Origin of the sequence: Nostoc favosum CHAB5714, from assembly GCF_020829495.1 — a bacterium.
GTDB classification, from domain to species: domain Bacteria; phylum Cyanobacteriota; class Cyanobacteriia; order Cyanobacteriales; family Nostocaceae; genus Nostoc; species Nostoc favosum.
The window spans coordinates 65,173-89,845 of the sequence record NZ_JAIVFQ010000006.1 but is presented as its reverse complement, the minus strand read 5'-3'; the positions used below and the strand labels follow the sequence as shown (position 1 = coordinate 89,845).

The 24,673-nt window shown below is 43.0% G+C and carries 24 protein-coding genes; 7 read left to right on the top strand and 17 right to left on the bottom strand.

Going from position 1 to position 24,673, the window contains the following annotated elements; translation table 11 throughout:
• Window positions 1-507: 507 nt before the first annotated feature.
• Window positions 508-1,266, top strand: coding sequence for a Uma2 family endonuclease (locus LC586_RS06710; protein WP_229483814.1), 759 nt, complete (start codon window positions 508-510; stop codon window positions 1,264-1,266).
• Window positions 1,267-1,386: 120 nt separating this feature from the next.
• Window positions 1,387-1,647 carry a MoaD/ThiS family protein gene (locus LC586_RS06705; protein WP_229483813.1) on the top strand — a complete coding sequence of 87 codons (261 nt, stop codon included), beginning with the start codon at window positions 1,387-1,389 and terminating at the stop codon, window positions 1,645-1,647.
• A gap of 373 nt (window positions 1,648-2,020) precedes the next feature.
• On the opposite strand, the gene LC586_RS06700 is transcribed toward LC586_RS06705, so the two are convergent.
• From LC586_RS06700 to LC586_RS06690, 3 genes are all read right to left on the bottom strand, one after another.
• On the bottom strand, window positions 2,021-2,878 hold the full coding sequence (locus LC586_RS06700) for a lysophospholipid acyltransferase family protein (protein ID WP_229483812.1): 858 nt from the start codon (window positions 2,876-2,878) through the stop codon (window positions 2,021-2,023).
• Window positions 2,879-2,887: 9 nt separating this feature from the next.
• The gene (locus LC586_RS06695; protein WP_229483811.1) at window positions 2,888-3,121 is read right to left on the bottom strand and encodes a hypothetical protein; all 234 of its coding nucleotides are present in this window, start codon (window positions 3,119-3,121) and stop codon (window positions 2,888-2,890) included.
• 215 nt (window positions 3,122-3,336) lie between these two features.
• Entirely contained in the window at window positions 3,337-4,530 is a 1,194-nt protein-coding gene (locus LC586_RS06690; protein ID WP_229483810.1) for an MFS transporter, read from the bottom strand.
• 153 nt (window positions 4,531-4,683) lie between these two features.
• On the opposite strand from LC586_RS06690, the gene LC586_RS06685 reads away from it, so the two are divergent.
• Together LC586_RS06685 and LC586_RS06680 are read left to right on the top strand one after the other, a co-directional pair.
• Window positions 4,684-5,580, top strand: a complete 897-nt coding sequence (locus LC586_RS06685; RefSeq protein WP_229483809.1) for a helix-turn-helix transcriptional regulator — start codon at window positions 4,684-4,686, stop codon at window positions 5,578-5,580.
• A gap of 352 nt (window positions 5,581-5,932) precedes the next feature.
• Entirely contained in the window at window positions 5,933-7,306 is a 1,374-nt protein-coding gene (locus tag LC586_RS06680; RefSeq protein ID WP_229483808.1) for a cytochrome P450, read from the top strand.
• 397 nt (window positions 7,307-7,703) lie between these two features.
• Here LC586_RS06680 and LC586_RS06675 read toward each other — a convergent pair whose 3' ends face one another.
• Window positions 7,704-8,402 (bottom strand): glutathione binding-like protein, encoded by a 699-nt coding sequence (locus LC586_RS06675; RefSeq protein WP_229483807.1) that lies wholly within the window; start codon window positions 8,400-8,402, stop codon window positions 7,704-7,706.
• A 912-nt stretch (window positions 8,403-9,314) separates the two neighbouring features.
• On the opposite strand from LC586_RS06675, the gene LC586_RS06670 reads away from it, so the two are divergent.
• Window positions 9,315-10,280, top strand: a complete 966-nt coding sequence (locus LC586_RS06670; RefSeq protein ID WP_229483806.1) for a class I SAM-dependent methyltransferase — start codon at window positions 9,315-9,317, stop codon at window positions 10,278-10,280.
• Here LC586_RS06670 and LC586_RS06665 read toward each other — a convergent pair.
• From LC586_RS06665 to trxA, 8 genes are all read right to left on the bottom strand, one after another.
• Window positions 10,239-10,388 (bottom strand): hypothetical protein, encoded by a 150-nt coding sequence (locus LC586_RS06665; protein ID WP_229483805.1) that lies wholly within the window; start codon window positions 10,386-10,388, stop codon window positions 10,239-10,241. The genes LC586_RS06670 and LC586_RS06665 overlap by 42 nt on opposite strands.
• The gene (locus LC586_RS06660; protein WP_229483804.1) at window positions 10,385-11,152 is read right to left on the bottom strand and encodes a class I SAM-dependent methyltransferase; all 768 of its coding nucleotides are present in this window, start codon (window positions 11,150-11,152) and stop codon (window positions 10,385-10,387) included. The genes LC586_RS06665 and LC586_RS06660 overlap by 4 nt, the downstream gene beginning before the upstream one ends.
• 221 nt (window positions 11,153-11,373) lie before the next feature.
• Window positions 11,374-11,526, bottom strand: coding sequence for a helix-turn-helix domain-containing protein (locus LC586_RS06655; protein WP_229483904.1), 153 nt, complete (start codon window positions 11,524-11,526; stop codon window positions 11,374-11,376).
• Window positions 11,527-11,625: 99 nt separating this feature from the next.
• Window positions 11,626-12,075 carry a hypothetical protein gene (locus LC586_RS06650; RefSeq protein WP_229483803.1) on the bottom strand — a complete coding sequence of 150 codons (450 nt, stop codon included), beginning with the start codon at window positions 12,073-12,075 and terminating at the stop codon, window positions 11,626-11,628.
• 10 nt (window positions 12,076-12,085) lie between these two features.
• Window positions 12,086-12,751: a nitroreductase family protein gene (locus LC586_RS06645; protein WP_229483802.1), complete on the bottom strand. Its 666-nt coding sequence runs from the start codon at window positions 12,749-12,751 to the stop codon at window positions 12,086-12,088.
• A gap of 273 nt (window positions 12,752-13,024) precedes the next feature.
• On the bottom strand, window positions 13,025-14,137 hold the full coding sequence (locus LC586_RS06640) for an alkene reductase (protein ID WP_229483903.1): 1,113 nt from the start codon (window positions 14,135-14,137) through the stop codon (window positions 13,025-13,027).
• 289 nt (window positions 14,138-14,426) lie between these two features.
• A complete protein-coding gene (locus LC586_RS06635) occupies window positions 14,427-15,221 on the bottom strand; it encodes an SDR family NAD(P)-dependent oxidoreductase (protein WP_229483801.1) in 795 nt (264 codons plus the stop codon).
• 221 nt (window positions 15,222-15,442) lie between these two features.
• Window positions 15,443-15,766, bottom strand: a complete 324-nt coding sequence (trxA, locus tag LC586_RS06630; protein WP_012412473.1) for a thioredoxin — start codon at window positions 15,764-15,766, stop codon at window positions 15,443-15,445.
• An 81-nt stretch (window positions 15,767-15,847) separates the two neighbouring features.
• Here trxA and LC586_RS06625 point away from each other — a divergent pair, with 81 nt between their 5' ends.
• Window positions 15,848-16,198, top strand: a complete 351-nt coding sequence (locus LC586_RS06625; protein ID WP_229483800.1) for an ArsR/SmtB family transcription factor — start codon at window positions 15,848-15,850, stop codon at window positions 16,196-16,198.
• Window positions 16,199-16,220: 22 nt separating this feature from the next.
• Here the strand turns inward: LC586_RS06625 and LC586_RS06620 are convergent, their stop codons facing one another.
• From LC586_RS06620 to LC586_RS06610, 3 genes are all read right to left on the bottom strand, one after another.
• Complete coding sequence (locus LC586_RS06620; protein WP_229483799.1) at window positions 16,221-17,000, bottom strand: nucleotidyl transferase AbiEii/AbiGii toxin family protein; 780 nt, start codon at window positions 16,998-17,000, stop codon at window positions 16,221-16,223.
• Window positions 16,997-17,233 carry a hypothetical protein gene (locus LC586_RS06615; protein WP_229483798.1) on the bottom strand — a complete coding sequence of 79 codons (237 nt, stop codon included), beginning with the start codon at window positions 17,231-17,233 and terminating at the stop codon, window positions 16,997-16,999. The genes LC586_RS06620 and LC586_RS06615 overlap by 4 nt, the downstream gene beginning before the upstream one ends.
• 127 nt (window positions 17,234-17,360) lie before the next feature.
• Complete coding sequence (locus LC586_RS06610) at window positions 17,361-18,581, bottom strand: glycosyltransferase (RefSeq protein ID WP_229483797.1); 1,221 nt, start codon at window positions 18,579-18,581, stop codon at window positions 17,361-17,363.
• Window positions 18,582-18,704: 123 nt separating this feature from the next.
• On the opposite strand from LC586_RS06610, the gene shc reads away from it, so the two are divergent.
• Window positions 18,705-20,615 carry a squalene--hopene cyclase gene (shc, locus tag LC586_RS06605; RefSeq protein WP_229483902.1) on the top strand — a complete coding sequence of 637 codons (1,911 nt, stop codon included), beginning with the start codon at window positions 18,705-18,707 and terminating at the stop codon, window positions 20,613-20,615.
• 85 nt (window positions 20,616-20,700) lie between these two features.
• Here shc and LC586_RS06600 read toward each other — a convergent pair whose 3' ends face one another.
• Both LC586_RS06600 and LC586_RS06595 read right to left on the bottom strand, forming a co-directional pair.
• Complete coding sequence (locus LC586_RS06600) at window positions 20,701-22,773, bottom strand: di-heme oxidoredictase family protein (RefSeq protein ID WP_229483796.1); 2,073 nt, start codon at window positions 22,771-22,773, stop codon at window positions 20,701-20,703.
• A gap of 76 nt (window positions 22,774-22,849) precedes the next feature.
• Window positions 22,850-23,299 carry an orange carotenoid protein N-terminal domain-containing protein gene (locus LC586_RS06595; RefSeq protein WP_229483795.1) on the bottom strand — a complete coding sequence of 150 codons (450 nt, stop codon included), beginning with the start codon at window positions 23,297-23,299 and terminating at the stop codon, window positions 22,850-22,852.
• Between the last annotated feature and the right edge of the window lie 1,374 nt (window positions 23,300-24,673).

The following is a 24,673-nucleotide window of genomic DNA, read 5'->3' as shown; positions in this document are numbered from 1 at the left end:
GCCAATAATGCGATCGGGTATTATCCGGCAGATGTTGTGTAATTTTGCTGCTGGATAAGAGATATCTGGTTTTTAATTATTGTGGGGTGGGCTTTCCAGCCCGCCCTCTTAAAAGCATCGAAATAGAATAATTATAATGAATAAAATATTTCTGTTAGCCAGATAAATTGTAAAAGTAATTTTTCACTTGGATGGGGGATACACAAGGGTAGTCTGGGAACGTTCGGAGAATACTGCATGGGCAGAAGATGGATTTTTGATATACCAACTCATGTAATACCATACGATTTACGGGCAATAGGTTCTCGTTTTCTATTGTCTATAATTAAGCCGAATGCAAATGATTGTGAGGATATAGAAAATATCCGCAATAATCAAAATGGCTTTTTTCATATAGAAAGATTGCCTTTTGTTATATAAATAGCATCTAACCTAGTAGTGCATCTATTCAAAAATAGCAAAATAGCAGTCTACAATAAGAATCAGACAAATCTTTGGTTAAAGCCTATGACTTCCTTATCGGCATTAACTTTACCTGACCACACCCAGTTACCAGACTCAGACGGTACATTCGTGAAAAACTGGCAAGAGCATCCCCAAAGTATTTTACTCACTGACTCGATTAAACTTGTCTTAGAGGAACTTTATCCTGATAGTCAATATTGTATTGGGCAGGATTTAGGCATCTACTGGCGATTGACAGATCCTCCTGAGAAAGGGGCTGAAGCACCAGACTGGTTTTATGTACCCAATGTACCACCGACCCTTGACGGTAAAACGCGGCGTTCTTATGTGCTGTGGAAGGAGTATGTTGCACCCTTAATTGTGCTGGAATTTGTCTCTGGAGATGGTTCAGAAGAACGAGATAACACACCGCCATCTCAAGGGGAAGGTGGAAATGTTGGTAAATTTTGGGTTTATGAGCAGGCAATTCGAGTGCCTTATTATGGAATTTATGAAGTAGCAAAAGCGCAGATTGAGGTGTATCACCTGGTGGATAATACTTATCAACTGATGAAAGCTAATGAACGGGGACATTACCCAATTGCTCCTATGGGGGTAGAGTTAGGAATCTGGCAAGGATTTTATCAGAATGCAGAGTTACCTTGGTTGCGCTGGTGGGATGCACAAGGAAATTTACTGCTAACGGGTGAGGAACGGGCTGTGATTGAGCGACAAAAGCGGGAGAGAATTGTAGAGAAATTGCGATCGCTCTCTATTGAACAACTCAACGCTTTAGGAATTGACCCAGAAATGTTGGATTAAGAAACATTTTTTCGTTATGAACTTATGAAATCATGTACTTATTAATGTATAATTAAGCCCAAGAGTTCAGGGTGCTTGTCAAGTATTAAACTACTTGCTGGTACTGCCAAAGCATGTTGTATGTCTAAATCTGCAATCACCGTTACCGTCAAATTGTTCGCTGCTTATCAAGAAGCCTTTAGGGTTTCGGAACTGGTGCTGGAATTTCCCAATAGTATGCCAGTCAAAGCAGTATGCGATCGCCTCATAGCTGAACACCCCGAACTCTCCCAATGGCGAGACATCACCCGCTTTGGAATTAATCTAATATTTGTCGAACCAGATACCCTACTACAAGATGGGGATGAAGTCGTGCTGATTCCACCAGTCAGTGGTGGGTAGCAAAATAGTTATAAGTTATGAGTTATGAGTTATGAGTTATGAGTTAGGAGTGATGAATTAAAGATTCAAAACTTCTAACTCAATCGTCTGGAATCAAATTGGTTATACCGATTACCTTTCATTAGGGGTGTAAGGGTGTAAGGGTTTAAGGGTTTAAGGGTGTAAGGTGTTGGACGGGGATTGAGACCCCGTCCAACACGGTTGCCCTTCTTAGGCAGGGCTAAAGACTCATGCGGGTGGTTGGGGCTAGTTCTTCCCCCCCCTACCACCATGCAACCCCACACCCCCACACCCGCCCCAACGAGGCTTGGTAAGGTTCCATAGAACAATTTGCTCAAGCCCCAAATCTGACCAAGCCTGATTTTGTGCAATTTCACAAAGAATTGGTGTTAGCAGTTAGCTTCACTAAGTGATCTAACTCTTGCTGCATCTGACTAACAACTAATTCATAACATTCATTGACATAGTAGCGATCGCTGGCTGCTTCAGGGCCGTAGCGTTGAAATACAATTGGCGGACAAACCCGCGTGTAAATGGACACAGGCAATGGAATGTTGGGTAACGGGCCAATTGCTAATCCCCAAGGCAGTCCGAGATAGATCGGAAAAACTTCCGGATCAATCCCCAACAGCCAAGGCATTCCCCATTCGTGGAGTTGCCGCACAATTTTGTAGCAGTCAGCCAGTATAATCAGCGTATCGTGAGCGCCCCAAGAAATCACAGGGACAATCGGCACATTTTCCCGCAACGCTAACTTGATAAATCCTTGTCGCCCTGCAAAATAGATTTTGTTACGTAAATAATGCGGTCGGAAAACATCTTCGGCTCCACCTGGATAAACTAGCACACTCGCTCCAGAGCGCAAGGCAGCGTAAGCCATTTTCGGATGAGCCATGATTGCTCCTGCCTTAACAACCAGTTGCGCTAGTGGTGGGCTAACCTGCCAAGCCTTAGGATGCATCAAACCATAAACGGGTTTCTCGACACCAAATCTTCGGAACCAGTCATACATCACCATTGTCATATCGGGTGCCGCGAGTCCCCCATTATGCGAACCGACAAATAGGACTTTTTCTTGGGGTGGAATATTATCCCAGCCACTAGTTTGAACTCGGAAATAGTAGTGATAGAAAAAGCCCAACAGAGGCATCAGAAATTCTATGAACTTTGGATCTCGCTCATCCAAAGACCAACCGGGTTTTTTGTTTAAGAAATGTTGCTTTTTTGACATCGATGCATTCTAACAGGATTGGGAAAGGTCAAACAATCCTTTGTTAGGTATGACCACATTTGTTCCATGCACAAAACCTGATTCGTCTAAATACTTTAAGTCAGTTTCTTCTCTAACAGCAGCTAATTCCAACTTAATTACTTCTGCTCGGTCTTTTACTTTCTCTGGTAAGTGTAATCTTCTAAAGTTTAACAAACTTCGGTTTCGCCCAGCAGCCAAGAATCTCCTTAAAGGAGCGTCCATATTTTAAGTTACCTTGGTAGATGCTCTTATCTGGTGATTTTTAGCCATTTATGCAGATTTTAGAAAAATCATCGGTTTTATTCTGTCTGTGTCTAGCAATATAATGCGCTTACGTTTTTACAGGGGCGTTTCAAAGTGATGCTAAAGCTCATCAGTAATCAAAAAGTAAGCAAGGAAATTTGATTACTAGCGCCAAAGATTGATCTATAAAAGTTTTAGTTAGGTACGACTTGCTTCTGATTGACTAGCCAAACAGAGAGCAGAGCGATCGCTACACCAACCACAATAAAGCAATAAATGTAGCCAAAGCTATCCACAATCCTACCAAATAATGCTGCGCCGATTCCCTGGCCAACAAACAAGCTGAAGGCGAACAGCGAAACAGCAGTGCCTCGTGCTTCTGGGGAAAGCTCAGTGGCTTGGGTTTGGAGGGTGCTGTGCATCATATAAAAGCCCAATCCCATAAAAATACTCAAGGGGATAAAAAGCATCCAGTTCTGGAATAATGCGATCGCTAAGAAGCTGATAGACATCAAGCCCCCTCCCACTCCCATTAAACCAATTTCACCCAGTCGCCTGACGAACCATTTAACTGAGCGACTGTAAATCAGTCCACCCAATCCAAAACCACTGAGCATAAACCCGATCGCTACATAACTAAGACTATAGCGATCGCGCAAAAATGCGCCGATGTAAGCAAATGCCCCAAAGACGCAAAAGCCTTCCACAAACACCCCTATAATTACAGTCCGGGCGATCGGTTGCGTTAATAGTTGGTAATAAGGTCGAAATGTTATCCTACCTCTTTGATCTTGGGGACGTTGAGCATTACCCAGATGGCGCGTCCCTCGCCATAAAAGTCCAGCAATACCAAGGGAGACGATGCCAAATAAAAGAAATATGTCACGCCAGCTGATATATTCCCCAAAGATGCCGCCCAAACTACCACCCAGGATTTGACCTAGCATGAAGGCACTTAGATACTTGCCGATCGCAGCTTGGCGTTTTTCATAAGGAAAGTTGTCACCAATATAAGCTAGGGTGACGGGGATGATCCCAGCAGCAGCCATCCCTGTGAGAAACCGCAGCAAGGTAAGTAAAACGATATTTGAGACAAAGGCACAAACAGCAGTACCTACAGCAAATGCTGCCAGTGCTATTGTAATTACCTTAAGTTTACCGATGCGATCGCCTAATGGGCCATATACTAACTGAAATAGCCCGTAGGGAATCGTGTATGCGGAGATAATCACCGCAGCACTGCCAACACCGACTTTAAACTCGTCGGCAATAATGTGCAGTAGGGGATCAATTACTCGTGCATCAGCAATCACCATGAAAGCAGCAGCGCCCAACAGTCCTAATGAGACAGGTGTTTTGCCTGCGATGTCCGTTGCTAACCTACCCACTGCTATATTCTCCTGTAGTTTGAGTTTTCGCACTTCTAGAATAGACTTTTTGCAGAAGGGGAAGGGCTGGAAAAGTAAGAGAGTTACTGTTCAGTAAATCTTCTTTCCCGTTCTTAGGTAATTTATATATAGAAAAAAAGCGTGCGAATCCTCATGCAAATAGAACAGCCTTTTAGAATTAATGCCGCCCAACCAGACAAGCTAAAACAATTCCTTCCCCAACCTTTAATTATCTCTAGCCCAGTCGCCGGTTGGAATGGTTTTTATTTTGCTTATCATCGCCAGTCAAACTATCAACTCCCTGAAACATCGCCTTTCCAGCACATTATTACCATTTATACTAGAGAGTTTCAGGCAAAATTAAAAATTAACGGACACTGGCAAAGTAAATCATATACAGCAACTGATATCGGTATTTTTCCTGCTCATCAAATTTCTCCCGCAGTACAATTTGAACAGGAATTAGGTTTTATCCACATCGGTCTTGAACCAGCGATGATTACTCGTGTTGCCTACGAGTCAGTAAATGCTGATGCAGTTGAAATTGTACAACAACTGCAAACCCACGATCCACTGATTCAACAAATTGGACTGACACTCAAGCACGAAATAGAAACTAGTGGATTTGATAGTTCGTTGTATATAGAGTCAGCAGTAAATCTGTTAGCGGTGCATTTATTAAAACATTACTCAACGCAAAAATTCATTATTCGAGAATACACAGGTGGATTACCAAAACATAAATTAAAAGAAGCGATCGCCTATATCAACGATAACTTAGACCAAAATTTGTCTTTAGCAGAAATTGCTGCGATCGCACAGATAAGCCCGCATTATTTTGCTAGCTTATTTAAGGAATCAATGGGAATAGCACCTCACCAATATGTCACTAAATGTCGAGTTGAAAGAGCAAAGTATTTACTTGCGAAGCGAGAATTATCAGTTATACAAGTCTCCCAACTAGTAGGATTTCAAAGTCAAAGTCATTTCACCAAAGTTTTTCGCAAATATATCGGCATCACTCCTCAAGCATTTAAGAAACTGCACTGAATTTTTCGGAAGATAACGCTAGTTTTCGGAAGATTGCGTGAGACGGCATGATCTTGTAAAAGCTAGACTCAATAGTTACAGCGTATTTCAGGTAAATGAAGTACACGGGTAGGGGCACAACATGTTGTGCCCCTACGATTATCTGTACCTCACGCCTGTTGCAATCTGCTGTATCAATACGCTTGGCTTTGTGAAAAATAGTAGGTTGGGTTGAACTTAAGTGTTACCCAACAAAGCCGTGAAAATGTTGGGTTTTGTTTCTCAACCCAACCTACGCAGTTTTAGTTTTTAGCCTTAACCCAAGCGTATTGTCTGCTGTATCACCACACTTTGAGTCCTATAGTCTAAAAAAATGACACAATTAAAACCAGCCGAGGAAATGCCCGGTAGCTTTGGGCTACCTATTTTAGGTGAAACTCTGCGATTATTTGCTACTCAAGGATGGGGGCTGACGAAGAACTACCAACGCTACGGGCCCATTTTTAAAACCAGCATTTTAGGAAAGAAATATGCAGTTTTGGTAGGGACGGAAGCAAATCGACTAATTTTGCAAGAACAAGCCGATCATGTATCTTCTTATTTAGGATGGAAAGTGGCTATGGAGCATATTTTCGGGCGACCAATGATGCTTCAGGATGGTGAAGAACATCGCCGCACTCGTCGCTTAATGGCTCCAGCGTTTCATGGAAAAGCCATTGCTAACTATTTTGACATCATGCAAACTGAAGTTAACAACTGCCTAGAAAACTGGATGGAAAGCAGCCCAATTTCTATCAAGAATGAATTTAATCAGTTAGCATTGCGAATTGGGATTCGGCTATTATTAGGTGTTCAACTACAAAGCGAAGTTGAGCAAGTCGAACAGTTGTATAACACTTTGACGCAGGGAGCATTAGCATTATTGCGGTTAGATATACCGTTTACAAAATATGGCCGTTCCCAAAATGCTCGTCGTCAGCTTAAAGCTTTCTTACAAAAAATTATCAGCGATGCCTACGGCGGGCTACGCCAACGCAAACTTCAAGGCAACTTACAAGAATCTTGTGAGGTATTAGGATTGTTTTTGGCAGCAGTAGATGAAGAGGGAAATGCTTTAGCCGACTCGCAGATTATAGACGAACTGATACACTTATTAAATGCAGCGCATTTCACTACTGCTACATCCTTAACGTGGGCAATGGTTGAACTGGCAGGGCGTCCGCAATGGCGCGAGAAACTCCGCCAAGAACTGGCAGAAGTTGTAGGAGATGAACCTTTGAACTTGGGACACCTTAAGCAACTTAATCAAATGACTTATTTTTTGAAAGAAATAGAACGACTTTACAACCCCGCAGGTGTAGTACTGTTTCGGGGAGTTGTAAAAGAAATTGAATACGCAGGATACCGCATTCCTCCTGGTTGGGTGGTGATTGTTGCTCAAGGATTAACGCATCGCATGAGCGAGATTTATACTAACCCAGAAAGTTTTGAGCCAGAACGCTTTGCCCCTCCCCGCGAAGAAGATAAAAAAGACTCCTTTGCTTTAATTGGTTTTGGTGGTGGCGAACATATATGCATTGGAATGGAGTTTGCCAAGATGGAAATAAAGATTTTTTTGGCAACGTTGCTGCAACGATATGATTGGAAAGTGACACCAGAATATCAATTTAACAACTATCATCAACTACCCTTTCAAGTAGAAGGAAAATTACAGGCGCAAATCAGCAACCTCAATCTAAAAAACTAAACTCAATATCAGCCTGTATCCGTTGCTAACCATAGTTGCGACAGATGATCTGGGATTAGAGTTAACTTAGTACAGTTTTGCGTAAAAGCGTAGCGTTTCCAATGTAGAGGAACGCATTGGCATTGCATTGAGATGCATTAACAAGGCCGCTGGCGCATTAACAAGGCCGCCGACGCATTAACAATGCAAGCCGACGCATTAACAAGGCCGCTGTCGCATTAACAAGGCCGCCGACGCATTAACAAGGCCGCTGTCGCATTAACAAGGCCGCCGACGCATTAACAAGGCCGCTGTCGCATTCATTGCCATTGCAGGGTATTGCCAAATTTAATTCGCTACGAATTAAGGAAATGCTATACTTAGCGATCGCCACAGTGACAAGACAATTTCATTAGGCTCAAGTTTGAATAGTCTTCGCCGACTGGTTAAATAACAAATCTCGTGACTTATCTGGATCAAGCGCTTGAGTTTTGAATGCTTCTGCTTTCTCGTAAGCACGAATTGTTGCCGGACGGGCTTTAATTGCCTCAAACCACCGTTTGACGTGAGGAAAATCCTCTAGATTCTGACTTTGGCGCTCATAGGGCACAATCCAGGGATAGGCAGCAATATCGGCGATAGAATAATCGCCAGCCACAAATTCTCTATCTGCTAGTTGCTTATTCAGCACTGCATATAAGCGTCCCGTCTCATTCACATAGCGGTTAATGGCATAGTCTATTTTTTCGGGAGCATAGGCGCTAAAGTGATGATTTTGTCCCGCCATTGGCCCCAGCCCTGCCATTTGCCAGAACAACCATTCTAAAACTTCAGTGCGATTACGTAAATCTTGGGGGATTAGTTTACCGGTTTTTTCTGCTAAATACAGCAAGATTGCACCAGACTCAAATACCGAAATCGGCGCACCTCCATCTGCTGGTTCGTGGTCAACGATCGCGGGGATGCGATTGTTAGGAGAAATCTTTAAAAATTCTGCTTTAAATTGATCCCCAGCCCCAATATTCACAGGAATTATGGTATATTGCAAACCGACTTCTTCTAAGAAAATCGTAATTTTATGACCGTTTGGGGTTGTCCAATAATAAAGATCAATCATGGTTATTTTTCCTAAAATTGTGCGATTGTTTTTTAAGTGAATGGTGCGGACACCTCTTTCGCATTTCTCACAAAATCTGAAAAAAATGGGGGTAATAACTGCAAAAATGTATATAACGTAAGCATTTTAGCACTTTATACCCAAAAGTATTGCCCTAGAGGTAAGATGGAAAATCGCTGTCAGGAATGGAGCTAAAGCCCCATACTGGACTATTGTGCTGGGCTATTACTGATTTTGCATTACAAAAAAGGACGAGATGCTTAAAAAAAATTAACTTTTTAGTTTCTGGATTTGATATTTTCAGGTTTTGCCTGGAAATCGTTGTTTGAAAGTGAATCTCAAATCGATAACTTCAGGCTAGTACCGCAGGGAGCATCCCAAATGTGTAAAAACATATTTCGTCATTGCGAGCGTAATGAAATGAAGCGTTCGCGGAGCGTCTCGTAGAGAAGCAATCGCAACATCTAGACTTTGTGATTGCTACCCTTCGGGAACGCCAAGGGCGAACATTCCGCTTCGCTTCATTCGCAATGACAATATATCATCTTGGTAAATTTGCTTGCATTGGGATGCTCCCGTACCGCAAGGCAGAAGTCAAAAATCAAAAGTCAAAAGTCACGCATAATTGTATTCCAAGCTTTTGCGCCATTTGAAATGGTATGTTTATTTACGCCTTGCGCTATTTACTAGATAGTTAACATCCATTTTATTTCCTATTAAGGATTTATCAGCCGCTTGCTGCACTTGAGCGCTAAGAGGTTATTTGTGTTGGGTTTAACGTTAGCTTGCTTTAGTTATCGATAGAGGTGTAGTCCGAAGCTCATCTGTAGAGAAGATGGCGCTTTTCGAGAAGTTGTTGAAGTTAAATTGTCAACCCAAAATCTAGAATTTCAAATACTTAGAGAGTAACTTATGAGTGAAAAAACAGTGAAAGTGATTGAAGTAAACTTATTGCCAAAAGGAGATTATGTTTCGTCAGGATTTTCCACTATCCAGCCAGATTGCTATTTTCCCAATATAATTTTAGGAAATAAATATGATTCTTTTTGGCTTTACTTGCGGCGGGATATTACTCATAACTGGTACGTGGATAAACGAAAGCAGAATGTAGGATTTGTCAGCAGAGATGAAGCTCATATTTTATACAATACAGCCTTAAAATTTCAGGGAAAAAAAGCTTTAGAAATAGGTTGCTGGATGGGTTGGTCAGCTTGTCATTTAGCTCTAGGAGGAGTAGAGCTAGATGTAATCGATCCGATGCTATCTGAACAATTATTTAATGAAAGCGTCACAGAGTCACTAAAGTCGGCAGGTGTTAAGGAATCTGTAAATCTAATACCAGGATGTAGCCCTGAAAAAGTAAAAGAAATAGCAAATAAATTTCAACGTAAATGGTCATTGATATTTATAGATGGTAATCACGAAGCACCAGCTCCGCTCAATGATACAATTATTTGCGAACAACTTGCAGAAGCAGATGCTTTAATTTTATTTCATGATTTGGCTTCTCCCGACGTAGGCCAAGGTTTGGACTACTTAAAAGAGAAAGGATGGAACACAATGGTCTATCAAACTATGCAAATTATGGGAGTTGCATGGCGGGGAAATGTTGAGCCTGTAATACACCAGCCAGATCCTAAAATTAACTGGCGCTTACCTCCACATTTACAAGGTTATTCTGTAAGTGGTTCTGTTCAAACTGCGGCGGAAGATAAATTTGCAGAAATTCTCAGAGCAGTTCGACCATATACTTTATTGAGTGAAAGAAAGTTATTCTCGCTTTATAGTCAGGCAAAACAACTATATTGTTATCTTTTTTGGCTGCCAAAAATGTTACTACCAGCGATCGCTAGAATCAAACCTATCAAGCACGACTAGCTTTAACAATTGCAGTATTCGTCTATCTACTGCAAATAAGCCATCACTAGCAACACATAGCCAGCCGCTAGTGATGGCTTTCTCTGGATGAAACATAGAGCTTTTCATAACGGTGATTTGGCGATCGCTGCCCAAACTCTATGGTGAACCTGAAGAATTGGTGTGGGATATCTTGCTTCGAGTAATGTCGCCAATTCTTGGTCAAATACTTCTACCTTTTCTTGTGTCAAACTGGCTCCCACGCCTGCACTAGCACGAATTCGCCCCCGCCAAGCTTCGTGTGTATAAGACACAAAGACATCGTAAGAAAATGTGCGGATTTCTCGAAATCCTCCTTCTCCAATATCTTGTAAGCACAAGGGATACAATCCATTACGTCCGCCCATTTCCCACACTGGATTATGAGCCTTGATCAGTTGTTCTGTGGCTTCAACTACATTACCTTTTAAGGGTATCCAATCAAAATGAGCGATCGCAATTGAGCCATTTCTTCTCAATATCCGAGTAATTTCCTGGACAGCACGGGGACGATCAAACCAATGCCAACACTGTCCTGCTGTCACCACATCCGCACTTGCGTCTGGTAACTCGGTATTCTCGGCAGTTGCGACTCGATAATCTACTTTGAGTTGGACTGATTCGCTTAACAGTCTCGCTTGTTCTAAAAGTGAAACTGATGGATCTATGCCAATGACATAAGCACCTCTATCGGCAAAGCCCCGCGCTAGTGTTCCTGTTCCAGTACCAAGGTCAACAATATTCTGCCCTGGTAAACCTATACCATATTCAGACAGTTTGTTAAATAATGAACTGGGAAAGCCAGCGCGGTGTTTTGCATAATCAGTAGCAGTTGCACCAAAATCAATATTCATACCTGCAAAACCATTTTTTTAACAATTGTTTTGGCTAAAAGTTCTCTACCCACGGACGTAGTTCTACTTCATAAGTCCAAGCACTGCGGGGTTGGCGTAAAATGCTGAGATAAGTTTGAGCGATGTCTACGACGGGCTATTCGGCGTCGCATCCGGGTCAAGAGTACTATCAGGATTATCTACTGGATTTTGGCGGATTGTGGAGCGGATTGCACCATCAATTACGAAATGACCTCCTTGCATAATACCAGTCCTTGATTCCATGCGTGTCTTGCCGTACCTGCGTGTTGTGCTAGTAAAGTACGCTGTTTGTTGTTTAACTTGATTTCTGTTTTAAAGCCTAGTAATACCAATTCAAATAATGTTTGCGACACATCAATTATTTGTAAGGGCACAACATTGTTGTGCCCCTACCCATCTGTCGCATTCTTTTTTCAAATTGGTATAATATCATGTCCGCATAAATAGTTATGCTAACCACAGCCATTACACCCCACCCCTAGCCCCTCCCCGCTTGCGGGGAGGGGAGGCAGGGGGAGCAGGGGAGGCAGGGGGAGCAGGGGAGGCAGGGGGAGCAGGGGGAGCAGCTTCAAAGACTCGTTGGCGAGTATCAAAGACTCATTCACGAGTATAAAAGATTCATTCACGAGTATAAAAGACTCATTCACGAGTATCAAAGACTCGTCGGCGAGTATCAAAGACTCATTCACGAGTATTAAAGACTCGTCGGCGAGTATCAAAGACTCGTTCACGAGTATTAAAGACTCGTCGGCGAGGATAAAAGACTCGTTCACGAGTATCAAAGACTCGTTGGCGAGGATAAAAGACTCATTCACGAGTATCAAAGACTCGTCGGCGAGTATCAAAGACTCATTCACGAGTATCAAAGACTCATCCTCTATTCCCCATTCCCCATTCCCCATTTAGGAAAAGCTACCCTGCATAAGGATTACCGATTCTATCCACAGAGACGTTGGAGGAGAATGGCAAACGACCGGGATTTAAGCGTGGTTCTGCTGCATAGCCAACAGGAACTAAAACAGCGATCGCTAAATCTGGATTATCCCCAGCACCAATCACTTGTTTTACCTGATCCTCAATCCAACCGTTCATAAAACAAGTGGATAATCCCAAACTTTCTGCTGCTAACACCAAATGGGTAGCGGCAATGATCGCATCTTTGATCGCATATTCGCGTCGTTTGTCGCCTAGCCCAGCTTGAAACTGCGGGATGGCGGTTTTAAAGTAGTTTACTGTGCCTTCATTCCATGCTCCAGTTTCGAGTCCCCGCTCTAGAATTGGGGTTAAGTTTTGTTCGCCTGCGTTAGGATCGGCGGCAAAGACGAAGGTTACAGGTGCTTGGATAATTTGCTGTTGATTCCACGATGCGGCTGATAGTGCTGCCTTTTGTGCTTCATCTTGCACAAGAATAATTTGCCAGTCCTGGATATTATAGCTGCTGGGCGCTGCCACGGTTAACTCTACCAGTTGCTTGAGTAGTTCTGGGGCGATGGGGTCTGTTTTAAAAGTTTTGATGGAACGACGTTTAGCGATCGCACTTGGTACATCTAAAGGTTGGGTTTGGGTGATAGAACTCATGAAATTCTCCTGATAGTTGAGTTATGACCAAATAATTCGTAATGACGTTCTCTATGAGACGCTAAAAGCGAATGCACACTCGCTACCACTGCGCTAGCTAACGTAATTAGGATACAAGCAAATCTATTTATTCACAAAACAAAAATAAAAATTATTCCTTGTTTCAGAACAAACGACTTGCCTACGGCACGCGCAAGGTACAGTCATAAAGTCATAATTACGAATTACGAATTACGAATTACGAATTACGAATTACGAATTACGAATTACGAATTATGCCTTAGCTACCGACTCATTAGCAGCCGACCAAAATGGATAATCTGTATATCCCTTTTCACCGCCACCATAAAAGGTTGCCTGATCTGCTTCATTTAGTGGTGCATTCAAAGCCAAGCGTCGGGGTAAATCGGGGTTTGATATAAATAATGTGCCAAAGGCAACTAAATCTGCTGCTTTGTTGGCTAGTACTGCATCGCCTTTTTCACGAGTATAACCACCATTGACGATGAGTGTACCTGTAAAGCGATCGCGTATATGACTAGTGGGTACAATTATCCCGCCATGTCTGATGTCTGCTTCTGTTGCCTCATAAATATGCAGATATGCCAAATTAAATTGGTTCAACGCTTGAGCCGCATAACCGAATGTCTCTAGGGGATTGGAGTCACCTATATCGTTAAAAGTCCCACTGGGAGATAAACGTACTCCTACTCGGTTAGAATCCCACACACTAGTTACCGCCTCTGTGACTTCTAAGAGGAATCGGGCGCGATTCTCAATGGAACCGCCATATTTATCTGTACGTTGATTGGTGCGATCGCGCAGAAATTGATCTATTAAATAACCATTAGCTGAGTGAATTTCTACCCCATCAAACCCAGCCGCTAGGGCATTTGCCGCTCCCAGACGATACTGTTCGACTATCTGCGGTATTTCCGAAGTTTCTAAAGCACGGGGAGTAACAAAGGGTTTGGGCCCCTCATAAGTTGCGGCGTCACCTTTAGCAGCAATGGCAGAAGGTGCAACAGGTAAAGCTCCATTCGGTTGTAAATCAGGATGAGAAATCCTGCCTACATGCCATAGTTGCAGAAAAATTCTCCCTCCCTGCTGATGTACGGTATCGGTTACTAACTTCCAGCCCTCCACCTGTTCTGGTGAATGAATTCCTGGTGTAGCGGGATAACCCTGTCCTTCAGGAGTTACCTGTGTTGCTTCAGCAATAATCAGTCCGGCGGAAGCACGTTGGGCGTAGTAGGTAGCATTCAGTTGGTGTGGTACATTTCCCTGTCCTGCCCTGTTTCGGGTTAAGGGTGCCATTACTATTCGGTTAGGTAGTTCCAGATTCCCTAATTGGTAAGGAGAGAATAAGTTGATATCACTAGTCATTGGTTTTATCTCCAAATTATTTTGGTCATTAGTCATTGGTCATTGGTCATTGGTCGATTGGCACTAAGGAAAGCCCAAAGGCTTGTGTCGCCTCGTTCCCAGTCCCCAGTTCCCCCAATACGGTTCGGTTAAGGCAAGAGACGCGATAAATCGCCGTCAAGACAAAGGACTGATTATTGTAAAGACGGCGATTTATCGCGTCTTTGTGATTAGCGGCGTGTCATTAAAAAACCTTATCGAAACCGATATTGCCCAGCCCCCAGTCCCCAGTCCCCCAGTCCCGTCCAAACTAAACAATCGACTGAATAACGCCACCATCTACCCGCAAAGCTGCACCATTAGTTGCTGAAGCTACAGGACTAGAAAGGTAAACTACGATCGCTGCTACTTCTTCATTAGTTGCAAAGCGTTTGATTAGGGAACTTGGACGCACATTTTGAAAAAACTCAGCCTCGACTTCAGCGCGATCAATACCGCGTTCCTGCGCCAGGTTGGTGATAAACTCTTCAACTCCTTCTGAACGGGTTGGCCCGGGGAGGACGGAGTTTACAGTGACTCCAGTCCCGACAGTCATTTCTGCTAGACCTCGTGCAATGGCTAGCTGTGCTGTCTTAGTTGTGCCGTAGTGAATCATTTCTACGGGAATTTGAATGGCAGATTCGCTGGAGATAAAAATTATCCGCCCCCAGTTTTGCTCTAGCTGCTTTTGCAGATATTGCCGACTCAAACGGACTCCACTGAGGACGTTAACCTCAAATATGTTTAACCAGTCTTTATCAGTAATATCAAAGAAGGTTTTTGGCTCGTAAATACCTAAATTGTTTATCAGGATATCAACGTGAGGAACCTCTTGAAAAAGTTTCTCTACCCCTGATGCAGTACCTGTGTCAGCAACAACACCAGAGACTTTCGCTTCGGGTGTAGAATGCTTAATTTTGGCGATCGCCTGGGCTACTCGTTCTTCAGAGCGACCGTTGATAATCACTGATGCACCCTCTTGAGCTAACCCAAGAGCGATCGCAAAACCAATACCTGCGGTTGAGCCACTCACAAAGGCGGATTTACCATGCAATTTCAAGTCCATTTCGCTCTTTCCCCGTTAGTTGAAACAGAATTCAGAAGTTGGGAATGGGGCATTGGGCATGGGGCATTGGGTATGGGGCACTTGTACTGAGCCTTGTCGAAGTATGGAGAAGAGGCTCCAGGGCCAGGGGGAAGGGTGCAGAGGAGAGTAATTTCCCCCTGCTCCCCCAACTCCCCACTCCCTACCCTCACCCAGCAATTTTGGGTTGGTCGAGTACTAGATTAAAGATGCTGTGCTAAGGTCTTATTCAAAGTGGTTTTTGGAACTGCCCCTACGACAGTATCGACTTGCCGACCTCCCTTAAAAACCATCAGTGTCGGAATGCTGCGAATTCCATAATGGCTGGCGACAGTAGGATTTTGATCTGTGTTCAGCTTCACAAATTTTACCTGTCCTTCGTATTCAGCAGCAACTTCATCTACGACTGGGCCCACCATCCGGCAAGGGCCGCACCACGGCGCCCAAAAGTCCACTAATACCGGAATCTCACTTTCCAAGACTTCTTGCTTGAATGTGGCTTCTGTGACATTTGTAATGGATGACATAAAATTGCCTTCCTAATTAATTCTATAATTCGATAATATCGAATAATAAAAATATATGCCACCTGATGAGATAATGCAACTATGAGATTTCTTTATCATCCAGATAGAAAAAATATTTCTTTACCGGGAGTGCTGTATGCATTGGGCGATCCAGTGCGGCTAGAGATTGTGCGGCGGTTGGCGACTGAGGGGGAACAATGCTGTGCCAGTTTTGATTTTGCGATCGCTAAGTCTACTATGTCCAATCATTTTAAGATTTTGCGGGAGTCTGGGATAGTCTTTACACGTAAAGAAGGAACACATCACATTAACATCCTGCGGCGTGAAGATTTAGAGGTGCTGTTTCCAGGGTTGCTGGATGCGATATTGAAAGCGGCTCAACCATTGCCTGTTGGCGCCGCGAGTAGTAAACAAATAGCTTCAAGGAATTAGGGCATGGGGCAACGCTACCTGTTTAAGAATCTTCTCGTTTTTTAATTTGTGTTTCTAAATCAGCAAAAATATCATGTTGTTCTCGAAAAGCCCTTAGAGTGTGAGATAAGCCTAAATCTGTAGAGAGTAAATCAATACCGTCGATAATTTTGGGTATCTGAGCTTGATCAACTTGCAGACTGAGAAAGCATTTTTCCCTGTAATCTGGTCTTCCCTGAAATAGTGCGATCGCTCTTTCCAAAGGGCGCATAACCTGATATGCTTTTTCAGCCTTCTCAATTGATGCTTGAGGGATTGGAGATTGCAGCCTGAGAATTGCTAGATCAATTAAATCTCTTGCCTCAACGCTGTCATCTGCGTAACGGTCAGAATTCGACAGCAGCTTAGAGGTAAAACAGTCATTAAGGCTCAAGCAGGGAACGGGTGACCACTTTAGATATCTTGGTGGGTCTAGTTGAAAACGAGTTTCCGCAATAATTTCCATTTTAATCGGCATATCATCCACAAAAACGATCATCCGAATTCCATATTGGTCAGTTGTGCTACGTCCAATTTGGATTTTACTTAAATCACTAAATAATGCTTCATGCCCACCCTCAAATACCACTGTCCGCAGGTATTTGTAGCCTTCTGTACCAACAGAAGCGATAAAATCAACGTCCTTACTCCAGCGATATTCTTCAAACTCAAATGCAAGAAGGGTTCCGCCACCGAAGTAAGCAGAACCCTTCCTAAGTATGTCAGAATCTAAGCATTCTAGAACTGTGAGAATTTTATTATGGTGTTCAAACCTGGAGATCATAAACAAACTTGCAACCAGGACTTATAGCGTCTGGCGATTTCCTTAAGGAAATTGAGTTCTTCACCCTCAAGATTATTAAATAGGTTGCGATATTGCCAACCACGCTCATAGCGACTCAGCATTTGTTCTGAAGTAAACCGATAGACATCGGCGGTCTGCCAACAAATTGACTCCAGAAAAGGCAGCTTTTTGGGGACAATAACAGGATTATTTGTTGATGTTGCGGTTGTCATAATTATTTTAATCAACCACATTAGTCTTACTTTAATTTTAGCTTTCGTGCCTTATATTTCGCCACTGTATTTGAGAAGGACAAATCAGTGGGCAACTATAAGTTGACGTTGCGGGTCTTAAACCCTTTTATTTACGATAAACTCTTCCTTTCCAAGCGCCACCGCGTCCTTGCCAATGACGTAGTGCTGAGTCTAGAGTCATCAGGGTATAGAGAAAAGCGATCGCAGGTAAACTAAAGGCTAACCAAGGAGAACATTTATAAAAGCGGATCGTTGGGTAGTAAGCCAACGACATTAACAACCATCCTAATAAACCTGTAAGTGCGATCGCCCAATTGCCCCAAACTGCACCTAGAATTACACACACAGGTGGAACTAGATAAATCAGAGGCATTCCTACTAAAGTTCCCAATAGTAGTAATGGAGAATAATTCAGTTGGGTATAGGCAGTACGAGCAACCATATCCCAAATTGTCGCCAGCGAGTCATAAGGACGCAGACTCCGAGTCAATGTACTCAATCCTAGCCAGATACGGCCTTGGCTGGGGATTGGGCATGGGGCATTGGGCATTGGGAATGGGGTGTTTTCCTTGTCTCCTCTGCTTTTCTTAACAGCCTGAGCAAGGGCGCAATCATCAATTAAAGCTTGGCGAATCACTTGAATACCACCGATTCGCTCTAAAGCTTCACGGGCGATCAGAATAGATCCCCCTGCGGCGGCGGCTGTGGGATTGTTGGGATTATTTACCCAGCGAAAGGGATAAAGTTTTTGGAAGAAAAAGACGAAAGCTGGAATCAAAAGTTTTTCCCAAAAGCTTTCACACCTGAGTCGCACCATTACAGAAACCAGGTCTAAATCTTCCTGCACAGCTTTAGCAACGAGTCGGCGGAGATTACCAGGATCATGTGCAATATCTGCGTCGGTCAGTAAAAAATAGTCAGGTGCAAATTTACTAGCGCTGTTTATACCTTGCTCAACTGCCCAAAGTTTGCCCGACCAACCGGGAGGTAGTGAAACGCCAGAGATAATATGCAATTGCTGAGGTTTACCTACAGCGTGTGCAACTCCTTCGGCAAAATTTGCTGTCCGGTCTGTGCTGCGATCGTCTACCAAAAACACGTTGAAAGATCCAGGATAATCTTGGAGTAGGAGCGATCGCAGTGTGGTTGGTAGCAATTGGGCTTCGTTACGGGCTGGAACCACGGCACAAACCATAGGTAACGATTCTAGCTGAGTTTCTGTAACCTCTAATTGCTGGTCTACCCGCCAAAACTGTCCCCAAAAACACAGTAATCCTAACCAAATTGTCAAGGATAACAGCATCAATCCTAATACAATTACACCCATGACCTATTGCAAATTTTCAGTGACTCAGACAGAATACTATGTCTACTGATAGAGAAAAAATTTTTTCATCATAATATTGCCGTGTTCATAACTAGTGTTGGTGTTGAGGTTAAATAGTATTTGATGCAAACACAAGACAGGGTAAAAGTCAATCAAGTCGCAACGGCGATCGCAGCCAGTCAACAATATTTACTTTCGATTCAAAATCCCGCCGGTTACTGGTGGGCAGAGTTAGAATCCAATGTCACCATCACTGCTGAAGTTGTCCTTTTGCATAAAATTTGGGGAACAGACCAAGGCAGACCTTTACACAAAGTTGCAGCCTACCTGCTCCAAGAGCAACGGCAGCATGGCGGTTGGGAACTTTTCTACGGTGATGGCGGAGAACTTAGCACCTCGGTTGAAGCCTACATGGCGTTAAGGCTGCTAGGTGTACCAGCAACCGATCCGGCGATGATTCGGGCGCGAACCTTTATTCTCCAACGGGGTGGTATCAGCAAAACTCGGATTTTTACCAAGTTGCATTTAGCTTTGATTGGCTGCTACAACTGGCGCGGTATTCCCTCGCTACCACCTTGGGTAATGCTGTTGCCAAAAGCTTTCCCAGTTAATATCTACGAGATGTCTAGCTGGGCACGTTCCAGCACAGTACCATTACTGATTGTGTGCGATCGCAAACCTGTTTTTATCACCGATCCAACTATCAACCTAGATGAACTATACGCTGAAGGCGTTGATCAAGTCCGGTGGGAATTACCCCAAACTGGTGATTGGACAGATTTATTCCTCACCCTTGATCAGGGGTTCAAGTTTGCAGAAAGTCTGAATTTAGTTCCCTTTCGTGAAGAAGGCATCAAAGCCGCCGAAAAATGGATTTTAGAGCGCCAAGAAGCCACAGGTGACTGGGGTGGGATTATTCCGGCGATGTTGAATTCAATGCTGGCTTTGCGGTGTCTGAATTATGACCGAAGCGACCCCATTGTAGAACGAGGTTTGCAAGCAATTGATAACTTTGCCATTGAAACAGAGGATAGCTACCGAGTTCAACCTTGTATTTCACCCGTCTGGGATACAGCTTGGGCGATGCGTGCCTTAGTAGAATCTGGCTTTGCACCAGATCATCCCGTCGTGGTGCAAGCTGGAGAATGGTTGTTGCAAAAACAAATTTTAGACTACGGAGATTGGGCTGTAAAAAATCGTCAGGGAAAACCAGGAGCTTGGGCGTTTGAGTTTGAGAATCGCTTTTATCCCGATGTAGACGACTCGGCTGTGGTGATGATGGCTTTACATTTGGCGAAACTCCCCAACGAAGAAATCAAGCAGGCTGCGATCGCTCGTGCGTTAAACTGGATTGCATCTATGCAATGTAAACCAGGCGGCTGGGCTGCCTTTGATTTGGATAACGATCAAGATTGGCTTAACTCCATCCCTTATGGCGACTTGAAAGCAATGATCGATCCAAACACCGCAGATGTTACGGCTAGAGTCGTAGAAATGCTGGGTGCTTGTGATTTGTCAATTGATAGTGATAATTTAGAGCGATCGCTTAGTTATCTTCACAGCGAACAAGAAACCGAAGGCTGTTGGTTTGGTCGTTGGGGTGTAAATTATATTTACGGCACCAGTGGCGTTTTATCAGCCTTAGCGTTAATTACTCCTCAAAAGCATAAACTCAGTATAGAACGAGGAGCAGCTTGGTTAATCGGATGTCAAAACCCAGATGGTGGTTGGGGTGAGACTTGCCGCAGCTACGACGACCCCAGTCTTAAAGGAAAAGGAAATAGTACTGCATCTCAAACTGCTTGGGCTTTAATTGGCCTTTTGGCAGCAGGTGAAGCAACTGGTAAATTAGCTCTTGAGGCGATCGAGCGGGGAATTGGCTACCTAGTGGCAACTCAACAGCTCGATGGTACTTGGTTTGAGGCGGACTTTACAGGTACTGGTTTCCCCTGCCATTTTTATCTCAAGTATCATCTGTATCAACAATACTTTCCCTTAATCGCTCTAGGTCGCTATCAAGCAGTTTTGCGTTAGTGGAAGGAGGCAGGGGAGAATGATTTGTAACTGTAATTTAAGATTCGTGAATGAGTCTTTGATACTCGCCTCCCCTGCTTCCCTACTAGCGGGATTGTACTGGCACAATTTCTGGATCGTCGTCCAATGAAAGTAGGAATTCAATCAAGTCAGTTTGCTCTTGATTAGAAAAACCAGCTTGTTTATCCACCCAGTAATTGTGTCCGCTACCGTCTACATTTGACTTTTGTAAGTCGGAATTAGCATGGTTAGCTAAAACTACTTGCCGACGCAAGTTGCGATCCACAAGTGCGCGTAGACTAGCACTCGGATCTGGTAAGATGCCGTTTAATAATGTGCCTGTTAAACCTAACTGCTCAGGTTGAGCTAATTTATAGCCGTTTGTATCCTGTTGCAGTGCTTCTTTGCTAACAGCAACACCACCATCATGTAAATAAGGTGCGGTGACGGCGAGTCCAATCAAGCTAGGCACTTTGTAACCGCCTGAGTTACCAATGGCAAAGGCAAGTTTGTAGTCTTCTTCTGATGTAATATCTGTAGGCACATCCAGCACCGGAGGATTTTTTGGCAGAGGAACAGAGACGTTGCTCTTATAAGTCTGGGGTGCTACAAAGTTACGCGCGAAAGCTGTTTGAGCTTTTGCCCGTGAAGGCTGAGATTTGATTTCCCGTTCTGCTATGACGTGATTATTAGTGAAATACCGACCACTATGGCATTCAACGCACCCCGCTTTGGTGAAAATTGCTGCTCCACGCTTTAGAGTTGCTAAATCTCGCGTTTTTACAGGTGGTGGTGCTAAAGTGTTTTGAAACGCCGACATCCCATTAAGTTGTGCTGCAACTGGCAATCCTGGTGAATTTGCCATCAAACCATCTAGGATAAACGGTGAACCTTTGGGGTATCCTGGCATTTTAATCACTTCGTTCATGGCAGGTGTGCCAGGAGTGGGGTCAATTTTCTCGAAAAATTCCGATGGTTTCGCACCTGTTGGGAATCTAAAGGCTGGATTAGCAGAATTTTGCAGAATTACCCCTAGATAAGTTTCTTTATCAATCCCTAGTAGCTGCTGACTTGCATCAGCACCGGTTGTCAAGTCTGAGTTTGTCGCATGAACGTTGCTGTTGAGTGTAGTCAGTCCGTGGAACCAACCAATTGAGGCGTTACCACTCCAGCCATAAGGATATGCTGCGAAAGTGTAGGAAGATGGATTTTGGGATGGGTTATTTTTATTGTCGCCTGTTGAGTCAAAGTTGCCGCGAGGCCAAGTTAATAGTTCTTGATCAACAGCATCTTCTAAGGCTTTGGTGTTTGGTAAACGTGCTTCCTTGTCGTCGGCATTTATATACTTAGTTTCACCACGGCGAACTGTCTGAGGATTGACACCTGTTTGCCGAAACCATGCTGCTGAGTTACTCGCTAATGCCAAAATTAAGCCTGTATCAAGGTCATTATTTGGTGCGCCTTCTAAAATGCGTCCGGTATCTTTGTCAACAGCAGCATGACAGGCTGCACAAGTGATACCAACGCGAATTTTGCCGTGATTGATATGGGAGCTAATTCCCAAAGGAAATAAAGAACCTGCGGGAATATCCAGTCCGGTATTGAGGATATCGCCTTTTTTGAAAGTGCGACTTCCCACAGTCATATCTCTATCTAGAGTTACTTGCAGATTTGTTGTATGCTTACCACCAAGGGAAGCGATCGCTTTCGCTAAATTTCCAATATTCAGTGGCCCATCCAGAACACCAGTAACATCAGTCAAGAAAAATTCATTGCCAAAGGTTTCTGTATAAAAACTTTTACGACCAAGTTTGATCAAGTCTTCAGTTACAGCTACAGCACCATTATCTGCTGATAGTAGCTGTTTCTCTTCATCTGTCGTTAGCAATGCTGCTGCGTCTTTACTAACAACCTTACCTAGTACATCATAGGAGCCAATTTCTTGGGCTGTAGGCTGTGTAAAAGGTGTATATGTATTGTTAATATTTGGTGTTTTTGGCAAGGTAATATCAATTTGGTAAGCCCAAAAGCCAATAAAAAGAATCACAGCCAGCAGTATAACCACTCTGCGTAGCCACAAAAAGCTTTGAAGTCCATTTTGCTTCTGTGCTTTAAAGTTATAATCTTGGTTTTTCGTCTGTTCAGGAGAAGATACCATAATAATTAACTTGAAAGAATTAACTTAAAAATAAAGGTGAGGCATAACCCCACCTTTGATTCTTGACTCAAAACTGTTACAGCACCCGCTTGAAGAAATTGACTAAATCCTCAATATTGGGTGTGTGAAGTAAATCTATTACTTCTGTAGCTTTTTCAGAAGGTATATAGTCATTTGGTACACCAATAATTGAAGTTCCCAAATTTTGGGCTAATTGATACCAAAAAGCTAATTTATCGTCAGCGTTCATTGAAGCATACTCTTGAGTAGGAATTGCTGTTTCCCCTACTTCATCTTGCTTTAGCAACTGGCGCAAAGCAAACAACTGTTCTGCCTGTGGCAGGTTTTGAATTTGTGCAACTAAATTCGCAGTCCTTTCATTTGGCACATCATTGAGACAGAGCGCTGGAATTTCATCAGAAATTTCAGTGTAAAGTAAAGCTAGCACAGTTAGGCGATCGTCTGTATCCAAACTCTGAAATTTTGATACACTTTGTTCTAAAAAATTGACGTTCGTAGAAGTCATAAATACCTCAAAGTAATTAACTACTTGATTAACTAAAAAAATATCAAATGAAAATTGTAATCCTGCCTTGAACCAACTTGATTCTCGCTTTGCTTGTCAGCAATTCACGCCAAGCAAATAGCTGTCATTTTAGGTATCAATCCTAATTTTTTATTACTTCAATTTGCAGGAATTTACGTTAATAGTGTATCTATTCTATTAATGGGTATTGTATCATATCATGTCCGCTTGATTACTTATTAAACCCGAAGAACCCCATCCCTTAATCCCCTCCCCGCTCTTCGGGAGGGGAGACAAAGCGTAGCTTTGGCGGGGTGGGGTGCAATGACTGTGGGAATCATAACTAATTATGCGGACATGATATCATAGCTTAAGTATTAAATAAGTCTGAAGAAAGTCTAGCGTAGGCGTAGACCGCCGTCGGCATCGCCTCTATTTAAAGCATTAAAAACTGAGACATATAGGTTTTATCGCTCAAGATGTTTATCAGCAATAATAACCTATGCTAAATTAGCTACCCTTTTGTGTTCATCATTGATGTAATTTGGTATTAGATATGAAAAAATAATTAAATCCCCCATGTAAAAATCTCAACTATCCTTCTTACTATCTCTATCAATTTTAAAGATTTAACTTTAGATAAAACACTACAGAAAGATATACTTAATAATCAAATCTAAGCATATTTAAACCAACCAAAAGATAGATTATTTTAACTATAATTACTTTTAACATTTTTGAGGGGTCTAATACCAATTCTGTATGAAGATGCGCCAAACTATATGAGGAACGAACCGCAAAGAGCGCAAAGGACACAAAGAAAGAAAGAAGAAGCCAAGAAAATTTGGCGCAGCCTCACAAAGAAATGGTATAAGTCCCTCGCTTCTAACAAGCGACAAGTTTTGCGGTGGGGTTAAAATCCCCAGACGCTCTCTACGAGACGCTGCGCGTAGCTTGCTTCTCTGTAAGAGTACGCGGACTCGCTAACGCAACTCTTGGAGACGCACTCGCGTTCGCTAATGCAAAACAAAATTTACGAAAGCGTTGCGGGGCGTTCGCGTTTAGCGTCTCGAAGAGAAGCCCATTACGAATTACGAATTACGAATTATTTTAATATATTGAGTACAAAACAAAGGGCGTTACGACTGTAGGGTGCAACTGGACTAAGGACATAGATAAACACAGAGTAAGAGTTTTAGTTTTACTCTGTGTTTATTTATCAGAAAAAATAAAGACGCCAGTCATCAAAATTCAGCTTGATATTAAGCGACTGGCGGATATGGCAAGCTTTAACAAAAGGGCTATAGCAGTCCTAAATCATTTGTGAAAATTATATATCTCTTTCTTCTTTCTTCCCTTTGCGCCCAAAGCCAA